The sequence below is a fragment of the Campylobacter sp. US50a genome (genome assembly GCF_004379015.1).
Taxonomy (GTDB): Bacteria; Campylobacterota; Campylobacteria; order Campylobacterales; family Campylobacteraceae; genus Campylobacter_D; species Campylobacter_D jejuni.
Map to the genome: position 1 here is coordinate 28752 of NZ_RYYJ01000010.1, position 14734 is coordinate 43485.

At 31.5% G+C, this 14734-nt stretch carries 13 protein-coding genes and 2 tRNA genes; 7 read left to right on the plus strand and 8 right to left on the minus strand.

The genetic code is table 11. From position 1 onward, the window contains the following. Positions 1-32 precede the first annotated feature (32 nt). From ELQ11_RS07405 to ELQ11_RS07420, 4 genes are all read left to right on the plus strand, one after another. Positions 33-989: a glycosyl transferase family 90 gene (locus ELQ11_RS07405; protein ID WP_070261419.1), complete on the plus strand. Its 957-nt coding sequence runs from the start codon at positions 33-35 to the stop codon at positions 987-989. A gap of 138 nt (positions 990-1127) precedes the next feature. Next, positions 1128-1203 (plus strand) — tRNA-Ala (locus ELQ11_RS07410). Positions 1204-1206: 3 nt separating this feature from the next. Then, positions 1207-1282: transfer RNA gene (locus tag ELQ11_RS07415), tRNA-Val, on the plus strand. Positions 1283-1309: 27 nt separating this feature from the next. After that, a complete protein-coding gene (locus ELQ11_RS07420; RefSeq protein WP_002870451.1) occupies positions 1310-1840 on the plus strand; it encodes a GNAT family N-acetyltransferase in 531 nt (176 codons plus the stop codon). Here the strand turns inward: ELQ11_RS07420 and leuD are convergent. The 4 genes from leuD to leuA are packed head-to-tail and all read right to left on the minus strand — an operon-like array spanning position 1820 to position 6431. Further along, positions 1820-2422: a 3-isopropylmalate dehydratase small subunit gene (leuD, locus tag ELQ11_RS07425; RefSeq protein WP_134225223.1), complete on the minus strand. Its 603-nt coding sequence runs from the start codon at positions 2420-2422 to the stop codon at positions 1820-1822. The two genes, ELQ11_RS07420 and leuD, sit on opposite strands and share 21 nt — an antisense overlap. Position 2423: 1 nt before the next feature. Beyond that, positions 2424-3836, minus strand: coding sequence for a 3-isopropylmalate dehydratase large subunit (gene leuC, locus ELQ11_RS07430; protein ID WP_079396633.1), 1413 nt, complete (start codon positions 3834-3836; stop codon positions 2424-2426). Then, a complete protein-coding gene (gene leuB, locus ELQ11_RS07435) occupies positions 3823-4899 on the minus strand; it encodes a 3-isopropylmalate dehydrogenase (RefSeq protein WP_052859143.1) in 1077 nt (358 codons plus the stop codon). The genes leuC and leuB overlap by 14 nt, the downstream gene beginning before the upstream one ends. Continuing rightward, complete coding sequence (leuA, locus tag ELQ11_RS07440) at positions 4896-6431, minus strand: 2-isopropylmalate synthase (RefSeq protein WP_002870447.1); 1536 nt, start codon at positions 6429-6431, stop codon at positions 4896-4898. The genes leuB and leuA overlap by 4 nt, the downstream gene beginning before the upstream one ends. A 319-nt stretch (positions 6432-6750) precedes the next feature. On the opposite strand from leuA, the gene ELQ11_RS07445 reads away from it, so the two are divergent. Beyond that, positions 6751-7380: a hypothetical protein gene (locus ELQ11_RS07445; RefSeq protein ID WP_002870446.1), complete on the plus strand. Its 630-nt coding sequence runs from the start codon at positions 6751-6753 to the stop codon at positions 7378-7380. Between the two features lie 35 nt (positions 7381-7415). Here the strand turns inward: ELQ11_RS07445 and ELQ11_RS07450 are convergent, their stop codons facing one another. The 4 genes from ELQ11_RS07450 to ruvC form a co-directional block, all read right to left on the minus strand. Further along, on the minus strand, positions 7416-8063 hold the full coding sequence (locus ELQ11_RS07450; RefSeq protein ID WP_126230514.1) for an outer membrane beta-barrel protein: 648 nt from the start codon (positions 8061-8063) through the stop codon (positions 7416-7418). A 134-nt stretch (positions 8064-8197) separates the two neighbouring features. Beyond that, on the minus strand, positions 8198-8581 hold the full coding sequence (gene queF, locus ELQ11_RS07455; RefSeq protein WP_070209957.1) for a preQ(1) synthase: 384 nt from the start codon (positions 8579-8581) through the stop codon (positions 8198-8200). 245 nt (positions 8582-8826) lie between these two features. Further along, positions 8827-11403: a flagellar hook protein FlgE gene (flgE, locus tag ELQ11_RS07465; protein ID WP_134225224.1), complete on the minus strand. Its 2577-nt coding sequence runs from the start codon at positions 11401-11403 to the stop codon at positions 8827-8829. Between the two features lie 202 nt (positions 11404-11605). Continuing rightward, complete coding sequence (ruvC, locus tag ELQ11_RS07470) at positions 11606-12088, minus strand: crossover junction endodeoxyribonuclease RuvC (RefSeq protein ID WP_079264419.1); 483 nt, start codon at positions 12086-12088, stop codon at positions 11606-11608. Between the two features lie 94 nt (positions 12089-12182). Here ruvC and dnaA point away from each other — a divergent pair, with 94 nt between their 5' ends. After that, positions 12183-13505: a chromosomal replication initiator protein DnaA gene (gene dnaA / locus ELQ11_RS07475; protein ID WP_002870442.1), complete on the plus strand. Its 1323-nt coding sequence runs from the start codon at positions 12183-12185 to the stop codon at positions 13503-13505. Between the two features lie 158 nt (positions 13506-13663). Continuing rightward, positions 13664-14731 carry a DNA polymerase III subunit beta gene (dnaN, locus tag ELQ11_RS07480; protein WP_002860849.1) on the plus strand — a complete coding sequence of 356 codons (1068 nt, stop codon included), beginning with the start codon at positions 13664-13666 and terminating at the stop codon, positions 14729-14731. Positions 14732-14734 lie beyond the last annotated feature (3 nt).

The window sequence follows — 14734 nt, forward strand, 5'->3', positions numbered from 1 at the left end:
TATTAAAAATTTTATTTATTAGGTTTTTTATAATGCTACAATCAAGACTTTTGATGAATTTAAAAGGAATAGGAATATCTTTTATACCAAGATATTTTTTTCAAATAAATTTAGATAAAATTTTTAATGATATTTTAAAATACAATATTAAAGACTTAGAAGAAATACAAACTCGAGTTAAATATTATAATCAAATAAATGAATTTTTTACACCTACAGCAAAGGAAAAAATAGGAAAATTTCCTTTTAAAGACACCTCTTATGCTTTTGATGCTTATGAAATCAGTAAATACTTTAAAGATGAATTTTTATGGAATAAAGAATTTGGCGATGTAAGACATACTTTTAAAGAAGCAACTATTTGCAAATCGAGATCTTTGGAAAATAATATAAATAATATTTTATTAAAACTTGATAAAAATAGGCATTTTTGCTTTTTAAAAGATAACATAAACTATGAAAATAAAAAGGATATAGCAATATTTAGAGGAGCAGTATTTCAAAAACATAGAAAAGAATTTTTTGATTCTTATTTTGGTAGAACTTTTTGCGATATAGGAGATACTTCAAAACAATCTAGCCAATGGAAAAAAAACTTTTTAAATAAAAAAGAACAAATGAAGTATAAATTTATAATTTCTTTAGAGGGTAACGATGTAGCAAGCAACTTAAAATGGGCTATGAATTCTAATTCTTTAGTTTTAGCTCCAAAAATAACTTGCGAAACTTGGTTTATGGAAGGAACTCTAAAACCAAATTATCACTTTGCTTTGATTGATAATGAGAATTTGTCAGCAGTAATTGAATATTTTAAAAGTCGCCCAAAAGATGCATTGGAAATTATTAATAATGCTCATCAATATATTAAGAAATTTTTAGATAAGAAAAAAGAATTCCATATAGGAATTTTGGTTTTGACCAAATATTTTTATTATTCTAGACAGCTTGAACTTAGCAAAAAAAGAGATATTTTAGAATTAATCAAATAGTAAAATTACTCTCATTAATTCTCTAATTTTTCATAAAAATAAATCTTTTTATACATATATTACATCATAAATTAAAAATTTGATTTTAGTTTTCAGCCAAAAACAAGTAATATTGCGATAAAATCTCAGACTTATAAAGGGGCATTAGCTCAGCTGGGAGAGCACAACGCTGGCAGCGTTGGGGTCAGCGGTTCGAACCCGCTATGCTCCACCATATGGTTCCGTAGCTCAGCTGGTAGAGCACTACCTTGACATGGTAGTGGCCGTTGGTTCAAGTCCAATCGGAGCCACCATCACCCTTCCTTATACAAAGGATTATTATGCAAAACACTATCATACAAAAAGCCGTCCATAAAGATTTAAATTCTATACTTGAAATCACAAAAGATGCTTTAAATGCTATGAAAGCTATGAATTTTCACCAATGGGATGAGAATTATCCCAATGAAATAGTTTTTCAAGAAGACATACAAGCACAAGAACTTTATGTGTTTAAAGAAAATGATGAAATTTTAGGCTTTATCTGTATCAATGAAAAATTTGAACCTGAATTTTACAAACAAGTTATTTTTAACAAAAATTATGATGATAAAGCCTTTTATCTACACCGTTTAGCCGTCAAACAAAATGCAAAAGGCAAAGGCGTGGCACAAAAACTTTTAAATTTTTGCGAAAATTTTGCCTTGGAAAATCACAAGGCAAGTTTAAGAGCAGATACTCATAGTAAAAATTTTCCTATGAATTCGCTTTTTAAAAAGCTTGATTTTAATTTTTGTGGAAACTTTGACATACCTAATTACCAAGATCCTTTTTTAGCTTATGAAAAAATTCTAAACCAAAAAGCTTTTTGAGTTTTTTTCATAGGCTTTGATTTGTGCTTCATGTTTTAAAGTCAAAGCTATATTATCAAGTCCTTCCAAAAGACAAATTCTGTGAAAATCATCTAAATCAAAAGAAAAAATCTTATCTTTAAAAAATACTCTTTTTTCCAACAAAGAAATTTCTATATTTTTATCTTGGGATTTTTTTAACTCATCAACTATTTCCAAAACCTCATCTTTAGCAAGCTCTATAGTAAGCAAACCATTTCCTAATGCATTGTTTTTAAAAATATCCGCAAAAGAAGGTGCAATAATAGCTCTAATACCATAATCAACCAAAGCCCAAGGTGCATGCTCTCTTGAAGAGCCACTACCAAAATTTTCAAAACTTACCAAAATAGAGCTATTTTGATATTCTTTTTTATTGAGATTAAAATCCATATTTAAAACACTTTCTTTATCATCTAAATAACGCAAATCATGAAACAAATGCTTGCCAAAACCTTGCTTAGACACTGCAAGTAAAAATTGTTTAGGTATAATTTGATCTGTGTCTATATTGGCATATTCTAAAGGACAAGCTATACCTTTATATATAATAAATTTTTGCATATTAAACTCCTAAATACTTTCTATTATCACAAATAACACCTTCTATGGCACAAGCTGCTGCACTTGCAGGACTCATCAAATGAGTGATAGAACCTTTACCTTGTCTTCCTACAAAGTTACGATTTGAAGTTGAAGCAACTCTTTGACCTGAATTTGCTTTATCATCATTCATACCAAGACACATAGAACACCCTGCATATCTCCACTCACACCCTGCATCGATAAAAATCTTATCAAGTCCTAAATTTTCAGCTTCTTTTCTTACTTGCATTGAACCAGGCACGATTAAAGCTTTAACATTTTTATGAATTTTGCGCCCTTTTAAGATATCAGCGGCTATTTTAAGATCTTCTAAACGCCCATTTGTACAAGATCCTATAAATACAATGTCGATTTTTACCCCTTTTATAACTTGATCTTGCTCTAAATTTACATAAGATAAAGCATCAAGCAAAGATTTTTGCTCACTTTGATTTTTAAAATCACTTATTTTTGGAATTTTTTCATCTATGCCAATCACTTGCGAAGGATTTGTTCCATAGCTAATTTGTGGTTTTATCTTGCTTGCATCCAAAGTAATGCTCTCATCATATTTTGCCCCTTCATCACTTCTTAAACTCTTCCAATACTCACAATACTTTTGGAATTCTTCTCCTTTAGGTGCAAATTCCTTTCCCTTAATATACTCAAAAGTGATTTCATCAGGAGCTATCATACCTACTTTAGCTCCAAATTCTATAGCCATATTACAAAGAGTCATTCTAGCTTCCATGCTTAAATTTCTTATAAGTTCTCCGCAAAATTCTATAGCATAACCTGTGCCTTTTGCCGTGCCGTATTGTGCGATCAAATACAAAATCAAATCCTTAGCATAAACGCCTTTTTGAAACTGCCCTTTACATTCGATTTTCATGGTTTTAAGTTTGGCTTGTTTTAAAGTTTGCGTTGCCATGACATGCTCTACTTCACTCGTGCCTATACCAAAGGCTAAAGCTCCAAAAGCCCCATGTGTTGCCGTATGAGAATCCCCACAAACTAAAGTAACCCCAGGTAAAGTAAAGCCAAGCTCAGGACCTACTATATGAACTATGCCTTGATTTTTATCTCCAAGTCCTAAAAGCCTTACTCCAAATTCCTTAGTATTTTGCATCAAAGTTGTAATTTGCTCTTTTGCCATATCAGAACAAGCATTTAAATCCATACTTTTAGTTGAAACATCATGATCTATAGTAGCCAAAGTTAAATCCGCTCTTGCCATTCTACGCTTAGCCATTTTAAGCCCTGAAAATGCTTGAGGGCTTGTTACTTCATGGATTAAATGTCTATCGATATAAAGTATAGGAAGTTCGTTTTTGCCTTCATAAACCACATGAGCATCAAAGACTTTTTCATATAAAGTTTTAGCCATTGTTATTCTCCTTTAAAATTTCTAAAATATAATCTCCCATTTCATCAGTATTTAAATACGACTTAGCATTTAAATCCTTAGTCATTTTTCCTTGTGCCAATGCTAAAGATATAGCATTTTCTATATCCTGCGCGGCTTGTTCTTCTTTGAAACTATACTTTAACATCAAAGCCGCACTTAAAATTTGAGCTATGGGATTGGCTATATTTAAATGAGCTATATCAGGCGCACTTCCACCTGCTGGCTCATAAAGCCCAAAACCTTTATCGTTTAAACTTGCTGAACTTAACAAACCTAAAGATCCATTAATGGCAGCTAACTCATCACTCAAAATATCACCAAAAAGATTTGAACAAAGCATAACATCAAAAATGCTAGGATTTTTTACAATCTGCATCGCAGCATTATCCACATACATGTACTCTAAGTTTATATCTTGATAATCTTTTGCAACATTTGCCACTACTTCTCGCCACAAAATAGAACTTGCTAAAACATTCGCCTTGTCGATTAAATGCACTTTTTTCTTTCTTATTCTTGCACTTTCAAAAGCGATATGAGCTATCCTTTCTATCTCTTTTTTAGTGTAAATTTCAGTATCATACGCACTTTCCTTGCCTAAATCTTGCTTACCAAAATAAATCCCACCTGTAAGCTCTCTAACACATAAAATATCCACTCCTTTTTGGATAATCTCATTTTTTAAAGGTGAAGCATGAGTTAAACTTTCATAAATTTTACAAGGACGCAAATTTGCAAACAAATTAAAATACTTTCTTAAAGGCAAAAGCGAGGCTCTTTCAGGTCTTTGATCTATGGGCAAATTATCCCACTTAGGCCCACCAACAGAACCAAATAAAATCGCATCACTTTGCTCACAAAGCTTTAAAGTTTCATCACTTAAAGCCACTCCATAAGCATCTATACTTGCACCACCTATTTTAGCTTCGTTAAATTCAAAACTAAAATTGTATTTTTGCGCAATAAAAGTTAAAATTTTTAAAGCTTCTTTCATCACTAAAGGTCCTATGCCATCTCCTGCTAAAACAGCTACTTTATAAGTTTTCATGCCATTTTCCTTTCTTCTACTTTTAAAGAGCGATAAATCGCATTGTAAGCACTCACAAAAGCTTGTGCTGAAGCTTCTATAACATCTGTTGAAAGTCCTTTTCCATGGAATTTTCTCCCTTTAAATTCCAAATCCACATCCACTTGTCCTTGAGCATCTACCCCTGAACTTTTTGCATTAATACTGTAAGCTTTTAACACAGGCTTTAAATTTGTTATCCTAGCAATGCAGTTAAAAACTGCTTCAACAGGACCATTTCCTGTGCAAGCTTCAGTTTTTAGCTCTTCTTTGATACGCATACAAACACAAGCGGTTGGGATATTGCCACTAATCACGCTTAATTTTTCAAGTATAAATTCATTTTCTTCTTCATTTTCATAGCTTAAAAACATCAAAGCTTCTAAATCATAATCATACACTTGACCCTTTTTATCCGCAAGGCGTAAAAAACGCTCATAAACATCATCTAAATTATAAGTATTTTCATCATAGCCTAAATTTTCAAGGCAAGTTTTTATCATAGCTCTTCCACTTCTTGCCGTCATTAACATACGATTTTCATGAATTCCTATGGCACTAGGGCTTATGATCTCGTAAGTTTGCCTATTTTTAAGCACTCCATCTTGATGAATGCCTGAACTATGAGAAAACGCATTGCTACCAACTATAGCTTTATGCGAAGGTATGCTTTCATTAGTGATAGCTGAAACTAATTTTGAAGTTTTAGAGATATTTTCACATTTAATATCAGTATAAAAACCTTTTAAATAATCTTTCCTAGTTTTTATCGCCATAACCACTTCTTCTAAAGCACAATTGCCCGCCCTTTCGCCAAGTCCATTTATAGTGCACTCTATCTGTCTTGCACCTTGTAAAATAGCACTTAAGCTATTGCCCGTTGCCATACCTAAATCATTGTGACAATGCACAGAAATGATAGCCTTGTCTATATTTGGCACTTTGTTAAATAAAATTTTGATGATATTAGCAAATTCACTTGGCAGGGTATAGCCCACAGTATCTGGGATATTTATAGTTTTAGCGCCTGCTTTTATCGCATTTTCCACCATAAAACAAAGATTATCTATAGGAGTTCTTCCTGCATCTTCGCATGAAAATTCTACATCATCAGTATAAGATCTTGCTCTTATAATCGCTCTTTTTGCCATAGACAAAATTTCATCAAAATCTTTTTTTAATTTATCTTGTATATGTAAAGTTGAAGTGGCTATAAAAGTATGAATCCTAAAATGCTTTGCCACTTTTAAAGCTTCATAAGCCATATCTATATCTTTATCCAATGCTCTAGAAAGTGCACAAATGGTTGAGTTTTTAACCTTAGAAGCGATCTTTTGCACCGCTTTAAAATCCCCTTGTGAAGATACCGGAAAACCTGCTTCTATAACATCTACGCCTAAATTTTCAAGCGCTAAAGCGATTTGTAATTTTTGATTGATACCCAAAGAACTGCCTAAAGCTTGTTCTCCATCACGCAAAGTGGTATCAAAGATTATGATTTTATTATCTTTCATGATTTAATCCTTTAAAACCAAACAAACTAAATGAATTTAAAAAAATTCAAAAACTTGACAACAATGATAAAAACTTAAAAATATAAAAAATGATTAAAAATAAAATTGAGTTTTAGAGTGAGAGTTGCAGTAGTAGATTAAAAGTATCTTTACTTTTTTGTTGGACTGAATTTGAAATTTTAAAAATTTGTTTCATCTTTTCCTCCTTTGTTAAAATTAATCCCTAATGTATCATATTTTTAGTAAATGTGTTTGTAAAATTCTTAAATTAAGAAAATTATTGATATAATTGTAATTTTAAGTAACAAAAAGGATGTTGATGTTAAAAGAACTCTTAGAGATTAAAAAGGAAATGGAACCTGTTATCCACGAAGCCAATGTGAAATTAAATGTCCTAGCTCGTGAAGTCATAGTCCGAAAAAAAGAATACGAAATTTATGGCCCTATGGTAGATCGTGTTTATCTTGATAATGCCATTTATGTTAAAGTTATGTCAAGTGGACGCGATGTAAAAACAGACAATGTAGCTATAAAAAATGGTTTTTACATGGTTTTTGTAGCCCCTGAAAAAGAAAGTACAAAAGACATCAAAAACAAACTCAAAGTAGCTTATGAGGGGCTTGATAACAAATTTATCGCTACACTCATACGATCTTGCCAACGCTTTAAAGAAATCATAAATAAAACCCAAGCCACACTCGCTAAAGCTTCTAAAATGAATGTAGTAGTAAAAACAAATTTAGGCGAAGCAAGTGCTGCACTTAAATTTAACATCAATATAGAATACACTAGAGATACTCAAAAACTCACCCGCGAAAATTCAAAATCAGCAGGAAGCTTTAGAGATACTAAAACTTATATAAATCTTATAGTAGAAAAAAATACAGATTCTCAAATTTGTGAAAAATTACTTGACGATGTTGAAAAATACTTTATTGGTGGAGGTTGATTTCATTAATGCAAGTTATAAAAACTTGCATTAGATTAAAATTTATAATTATATCCTAAATATACACCATAATTTATTTGTTTAGGATCGTAAAAGTTTGAACCTACTGTATTTTGATAAAAATTTCTAGAATTATAATGAATTTGCTCTGCTTTAAAGCCTAATTCTATTTCATTATGTGGTGTCAAATCATATAAAGCACCTATTTTCGCTCCATAAAAATAACCGTCAAAATTTTGCGACAAAGATAAAAAGCTTGTTTTTAAGGTAAGATCTGTTCTTGCATATCCTCCATACACACCTAAAACAGCTCTGGTTTTTTCAAAAAGCTTAGGAGTAAAATCATAACCTGTTAAAAATTTATGTGTAGCAAAATCACCTTCGATTTGAATTTTAGGAGTTTTGATAAAATCACTAAATTCATCAGAATAATTATAACCAGCATAAATTCTATGATTTTCATTTAAACGATATCCAAGTTTTAGACCAAATGATGGTATATTACCTGAAATATCTCCATTAAAATTTTGCTTTGTATTCTTCTTATGTTTTAACTCACTTTTTACTTGAGCATGCATCCAAGCTGCATCAGCACCTATAAAAAAACCGGAATTCTCATCTGCTAAAGCCAAATTTGAAAACAAAGTAGCACTTGCGACAATGCTTAATAATTTTTTATTCATCCTAACTCCTTATAATAAAATTCGATCTAAAAATTTTATATCTTTTTATATTATATATTCTTCAAAGATTAAATAAGAATTTTTATAAAATATTTAATCTTTACATAAAAATATGTGAATATTTTACTCAAATATTATTTTGGAACAACTATATCACTACGACATTCTATCACCGTATGCACATTTCCACGCGGGTTAAAATCCCCTACAACTTTAATCCATTTTGGTTTTAATTTATCTTTTAAAGTATTATAAATTTCATTGATACTTGCTTCATGTGAAACATTTCTATACATAAAAGTATTGATATAAAGCTTTATCGCCTTAAGCTCAACCACAAATTTATCAGGCATATATTCAAGATAAATCGTCGCAAAGTCAGGATAACCCGAACGCGGACAAGTACACATAAATTCAGGCAAAGTGATTTTAATGATATAGTCATTTTTCGCATCATTTGGCCAAATTTCCATATTTTCTACATCAAATTCTTTGATTTCTTTTTCACCATAACGCATAGATTTTCCTTAAATTTAAATTCAAGCAAAAATTATAACAAAATAAGTTTTTAAAACGATTATGATACAGATAAGAAAATGCAATTTTATTGCAACTCACCCCTAGCAAGAGTGAGTTAGCAATAAATTGAAGGCAGTTCAAGCCTAAGCCTAGTATTACAAGACTACCAAGATAGGCTTGTAAAGCAAGGCTTGCTCCCTTTAAGGGAGCAAAAAACAATATTTTATAGAATGCTAAGCTTAAATTATTGTTTAAGCTGAATCAAGGTTTGAAGCATTTGATCACTGGTTGAAATGGTTTTTGAGTTTGCTTGATAACCCCTTTGGATAATGATAAGTTCTGTTAAAGAACGGCTCAAATCCACATTTGACATTTCAAGAGCTGAGGTTTTCATCTCACCACGACCCCCTGTTCCTGCTTCACCTACTACAATATTACCACTATTTGCAGTAACTTTAAAAAGGTTTCCGCCGATTTCTTCAAGGCCTGAGTTATTAGCCACTGAAGCCATTGCGATTTTTGCTACAGCAAAGGTTTTACCATTGGTAAATTCGCCCAAGATATTTCCTTTATCATCAACGCGAATTGCATCAGGTTTTAAGTTTCCTGAAGTATAACCATCGGTTGCTTGTCCTGTTAGAGTTGAAGCAGAGTTTGAGCTTACAAGGCCGTCATTACTTCCGCTTGTTCCAAAGGAAAGTTTGATTTGTTGATTTGGCGCAGCACCATTGTTTGGTGAAAAGCTTATAGTTTTTGGTGTATAGCTAGCCAAAGATCCATCGTTGTTAAATCTTGCACTACCCACGATGATGTTCGTAGGACCTTCTCCTGTAGTGTTGATCTCTGCAGGTTCTGGCACACGGATGATCATTTGCCATTCATTACCCCCATCTTGAGTGGTACTTTGTTTTACAAACTGTACTTCAAGACTGTGTTTTGAACCTAAAGAATCATAGATATCAAGCGCGGCTGAAAAAGATGAAAGTTTAAGTTGTTCGCTTTCTTTGATCGATCCACCCGTTACTAAAGGACCATCCCAAGCTTTAAAGATAGCTGTAAAAGCATCGTTTGTACTTACTGTGCCTTCTTTGTTAGAATAAGCAGTGATATTAAAACTCATATTTTTTGGTGTAGTTTGCGTAGCATTAGCCACTCCAGCACCTTTTGGAATAGTTGAATCTTCTTTAGCATTTGAGATAGCAAAATGTCCTGTATCATTTACCACAACTTTTACAGCTTGGTTTACATCTCCAGTTGCAGTAAATTTACCATCTCCATCATAGTCTACCCCATATCTAGCATCTCTTTGTAAAAGTTCTCTTAAATCTTCTGTGGTTCTAAACTGTCTTGCATTTGTATTTAAAAGGCTACCGTTTTTTACAGCATTAAAATAATTAGCAGAAGCAGGATCCGTAGGAACATCATTCGTATTATTAGGCGTATTATCATTAAAACTAGGGCCTCCATCAGGATTGTACATAGGTGGTAAATCCACAGGATTTGAACTATAGATATATTTATGCGCAGTGATAACCTGAGCTGAATTTGTTCCAGTTAAGGTTACAGGTTTTTTACCATCTGGAGTAGGATTCATTTGAGTTGCAGTCCATAAAGAAGTACCATTTTTCGTAATTGCTGGATTATTTTGATTAAAAGTAAATTTACTATCATTTGTATTCCATACTGCATTCCAAAGTTCACCTGCTGTATTTCCATCATTTACAGTTAAGCTAATATTTTTCATATTGTCTGTAGTGCCATCAGCATTATCATTTACAAACTGTATACCACTGCCATCAGAACTTTTAACTGCTTTTACTCCTGTTCCATCTCTAGTATCGGTTGGTGCGGTGAAAGTGTTGATATAAGCTATAGCATCATCTATACTTTGAATATCAGCATTTTGAATTTTAACCCCATTTATAACTATATCTAAATTTACCTTTTGATCTTTATTACCCCAAAAAGCCGCAGTTTGATTTGTATGAGAATTTTCATCAAAAGCTTTAGCACCAACTTGATTAGTAGAGTATTTTGCATCAGCGTATGAAACCCAAATTCCTTGACCATCTCTTAAATTTAACCCTGTTCCACTGGCGTTAAAAAGCGATCCTGCATCCACACCTTTTTCGGTTACTTCAATCGAGTTTTTAGAAGTGGTATAAAACTGAGTCGTTCCTGTATCGTTTTCATCTTCAGCTTTGTTGGTTTTAGTATTATAACCATGAACTGAGTCAAGACCATAAAGATTTCTACTTGAAGTTCCTATATTTAAACCACTATTTAAATTTGCTTTGATAGCTACTTCGGTTGATTTTGCTGCAGGGATATGCATGCCTGGATCGATGAAAATATTTTGTGGAGTTCTTGAACTATCTATGGTTTGATCATCCCAGTTGATATTCCATCCTTGAACAATAAAACCTGAATTATTTACAAAGTTACCATAAGCATCAAGCTTAAAGCCTCCATCACGCGTAAGATAGTTTGTAAGACCGCCATCATCACTTACCATAAAAAAACCATCACCATTGATAGCAACGTCAGTGTTTTGATTTGTAGTTTGAACTGAACCTTGAGAGTGAATTCTTGTAGTAGAACTTACTGAAACGCCAAGACCGATTTGAAGTGGGTTTTGTCCGCCTCTTCCATCAGTTGGAGTTGTAGCGATTTTTACTGTTTGGCTAAACATAGTTCCAAAATCTGCACGAGAGTATTTAAAACCATTGGTATTAACATTTGAAATGTTATTACCTTCAACATCCATCGCAACTTGATGTGCTTGTAGTCCGCTTACGCCAGACCAAAGTGATCTCATCATCTTAAATCCTTTATAAAATATTGCTTTAAAAATTTAACGCTTTGGCTTTAAAAAACTTTTGCGTTTATGTGAAGTTTTACAAGCAAGTTCTGTTCCAACTTTTGAAATTTTTTATGAATTTTTTAAAAATTTATAGAAAAAATTTAAAGGTATTTTAGGAGTTTATGGAACTTTGGACTTTTGTGTAATGAAAATTACTAAATCACACCCTAACTCTTAAATTTGCCGCATGGGTTAAAGCCACTGCTATAGCATCTGTGATATCTAAAGGCTTGACATCTTTACCAAGTCCTAAAAGTCTTTTTACCATAAAAGCAACTTGTTCTTTGGTTGCTTTGGCTTTTCCTGTGACGGCTTTTTTCACTTGTAAGGGAGTGTATTCTGCAAAGTCTCCATGAATTTGAAGAATTTTTAAAGATAGGGCTCCGCGAAATTGTGCGAGTTTTAAAACGGTTTTTGGATTGTAAGCAAAAAAGATATCTTCTATAGCCACCTCATCAAAAGAATGATTTTTAAAAATCAAATCCAAACCCTCGCAAAGCTCTGTGATTTGATACTGTAAAGTACTTGGCTTTATCTTTATAAGTCCTGCTTCTATGAGAATATTTTTTCCTTTGCTGGCTTCTATGATAGCATAACCGCAATTTCTCGAACCTGGATCTATACCTAAAATTTTCAAATTCATACCTTTTGAAAATAAAATACAAAAGCGGATTTTAACCTTTTTTTATGAAATTTAAGATAAAATTTATACATTATGCAAAATTTAAAGAGAGATTATGAATCCAAGCCAAATACTTGAAAATTTAAAAAAAGAATTAAGCGAAAACGAATACGAAAACTATCTATCAAATTTAAAATTCAACGAAAAGCAAAGCAAAGCAGATCTTTTGGTTTTTAATGCTCCAAATGAACTCATGGCTAAATTCATACAAACAAAATACGGCAAAAAAATCGCACATTTTTATGAAGTGCAAAGCGGAAATAAAGCCATCATAAATATACAAGCACAAAGTACTAAACAAAGCAACAAAAGCACAAAAATCGACATAGCTCATATAAAGGCACAAAGCACGATTTTAAATCCTTCTTTTACTTTTGAAAGTTTTGTTGTGGGGGATTCTAACAAATACGCTTATGGAGCATGTAAAGCTATAATACATAAAGACAAACTTGGAAAACTTTATAATCCAATCTTTGTTTATGGGCCTACAGGACTTGGAAAAACACATTTACTTCAAGCAGTTGGAAATGCAAGTTTAGAAATGGGAAAAAAAGTCATTTACGCTACAAGTGAAAATTTTATCAATGATTTTACTTCAAATTTAAAAAATGGCTCTTTAGATAAATTTCATGAAAAATATAGAAACTGCGATGTTTTGCTTATAGATGATGTGCAGTTTTTAGGAAAAACCGATAAAATTCAAGAAGAATTTTTCTTTATATTTAATGAAATCAAAAACAACGATGGACAAATCATCATGACTTCAGACAATCCACCCAACATGCTAAAAGGTATAACCGAACGCTTAAAAAGTCGTTTTGCACATGGGATCATAGCTGATATAACTCCACCTCAACTAGATACAAAAATAGCCATCATAAGAAAAAAATGTGAATTTAACGATATCAATCTTTCTAATGATATCATAAACTATATCGCTACTTCTTTAGGGGATAATATAAGAGAAATCGAAGGCATCATCATAAGTTTAAATGCTTATGCAACCATACTAGGACAAGAAATCACACTCGAACTTGCCAAAAGTGTGATGAAAGATCATATCAAAGAAAAGAAAGAAAATATCACCATAGATGACATTTTATCTTTGGTATGTAAAGAATTTAACATCAAACCAAGTGATGTGAAATCCAATAAAAAAACTCAAAATATAGTCACAGCAAGACGCATTGTGATTTACCTAGCTAGGACACTTACGGCTTTGACTATGCCACAACTTGCGAATTATTTTGAAATGAAAGATCATACGGCTATTTCACATAATGTTAAAAAAATCACAGAAATGATAGAAAATGATGCTTCTTTAAAAGCAAAAATCGAAGAACTTAAAAACAAAATTCTTGTTAAAAGTCAAAGTTAAGTGAAAGGATGTGAAAAATAAATTCTAGAATGTGAAAAAAAGAAATTAAGCAAAGTATGATAAAATACAAATTTGATTATTTTGCTTTGAAGAATTTCACAATTTCAACAAGCTTATTATTACAACGAATTTAAATTAAAATAAACCAAGGAGAAAAAATGAAGTTAAGTATCAATAAAAATACTTTAGAATCTGCAGTGATTTTATGTAATGCTTATGTAGAAAAAAAAGATTCAAGCACCATTACTTCTCATCTTTTTTTTCATGCTGATGAAGATAAACTTCTTATTAGAGCTAGTGATTATGAAATAGGTATCAACTATAAGATAAAAAAAATCCGCGTAGAATCAAGTGGTTTTGCTACTGCAAATGCAAAAAGTATTGCAGATGTTATTAAAAGCTTAAACAACGAAGAAGTTGTTTTAGAAACCATTGATAATTTCTTATTTATAAGACAAAAAAGTACAAAATACAAACTTCCTATGTTTAATCACGAAGATTTTCCAAATTTTCCAAATACAGAAGGAAAAAACCAATTTGACATTGATTCAAGTGACTTAAGTCGTTCTCTTAAAAAGATATTACCAAGTATTGATACAAACAATCCAAAATACTCCTTAAATGGTGCATTTTTAGATATAAAAACAGATAAAATTAACTTCGTAGGAACTGATACAAAACGCCTTGCAATCTATACTTTAGAAAAAGCAAATAATCAAGAATTCAGTTTTAGTATCCCTAAAAAAGCTATCATGGAAATGCAAAAACTTTTCTATGAAAAAATAGAAATTTTTTATGATCAAAATATGCTTATCGCTAAAAATGAAAACTTTGAATTCTTTACAAAACTTATTAACGATAAATTTCCAGATTATGAAAAAGTTATACCAAAAACTTTCAAACAAGAACTTAGCTTTTCAACTGAAGATTTTATAGATAGTCTTAAAAAAATCAGCGTTGTAACTGAAAAAATGAAACTTCATTTTAACAAAGATAAAATCATCTTTGAAGGTATAAGTTTAGACAATATGGAAGCAAAAACAGAACTTGAAATTCAAACAGGAGTGAGTGAAGAATTTAATCTTACTATAAAAATCAAATATTTACTTGACTTCTTAACTTCTATAGAAGAAGAAAAATTCACTTTAAGTGTAAATGAACCTAATTCAGCATTTATAGTCAAATCCCAAGGACTATCAATGATTATCATGCCTATGGTTTTATAATAA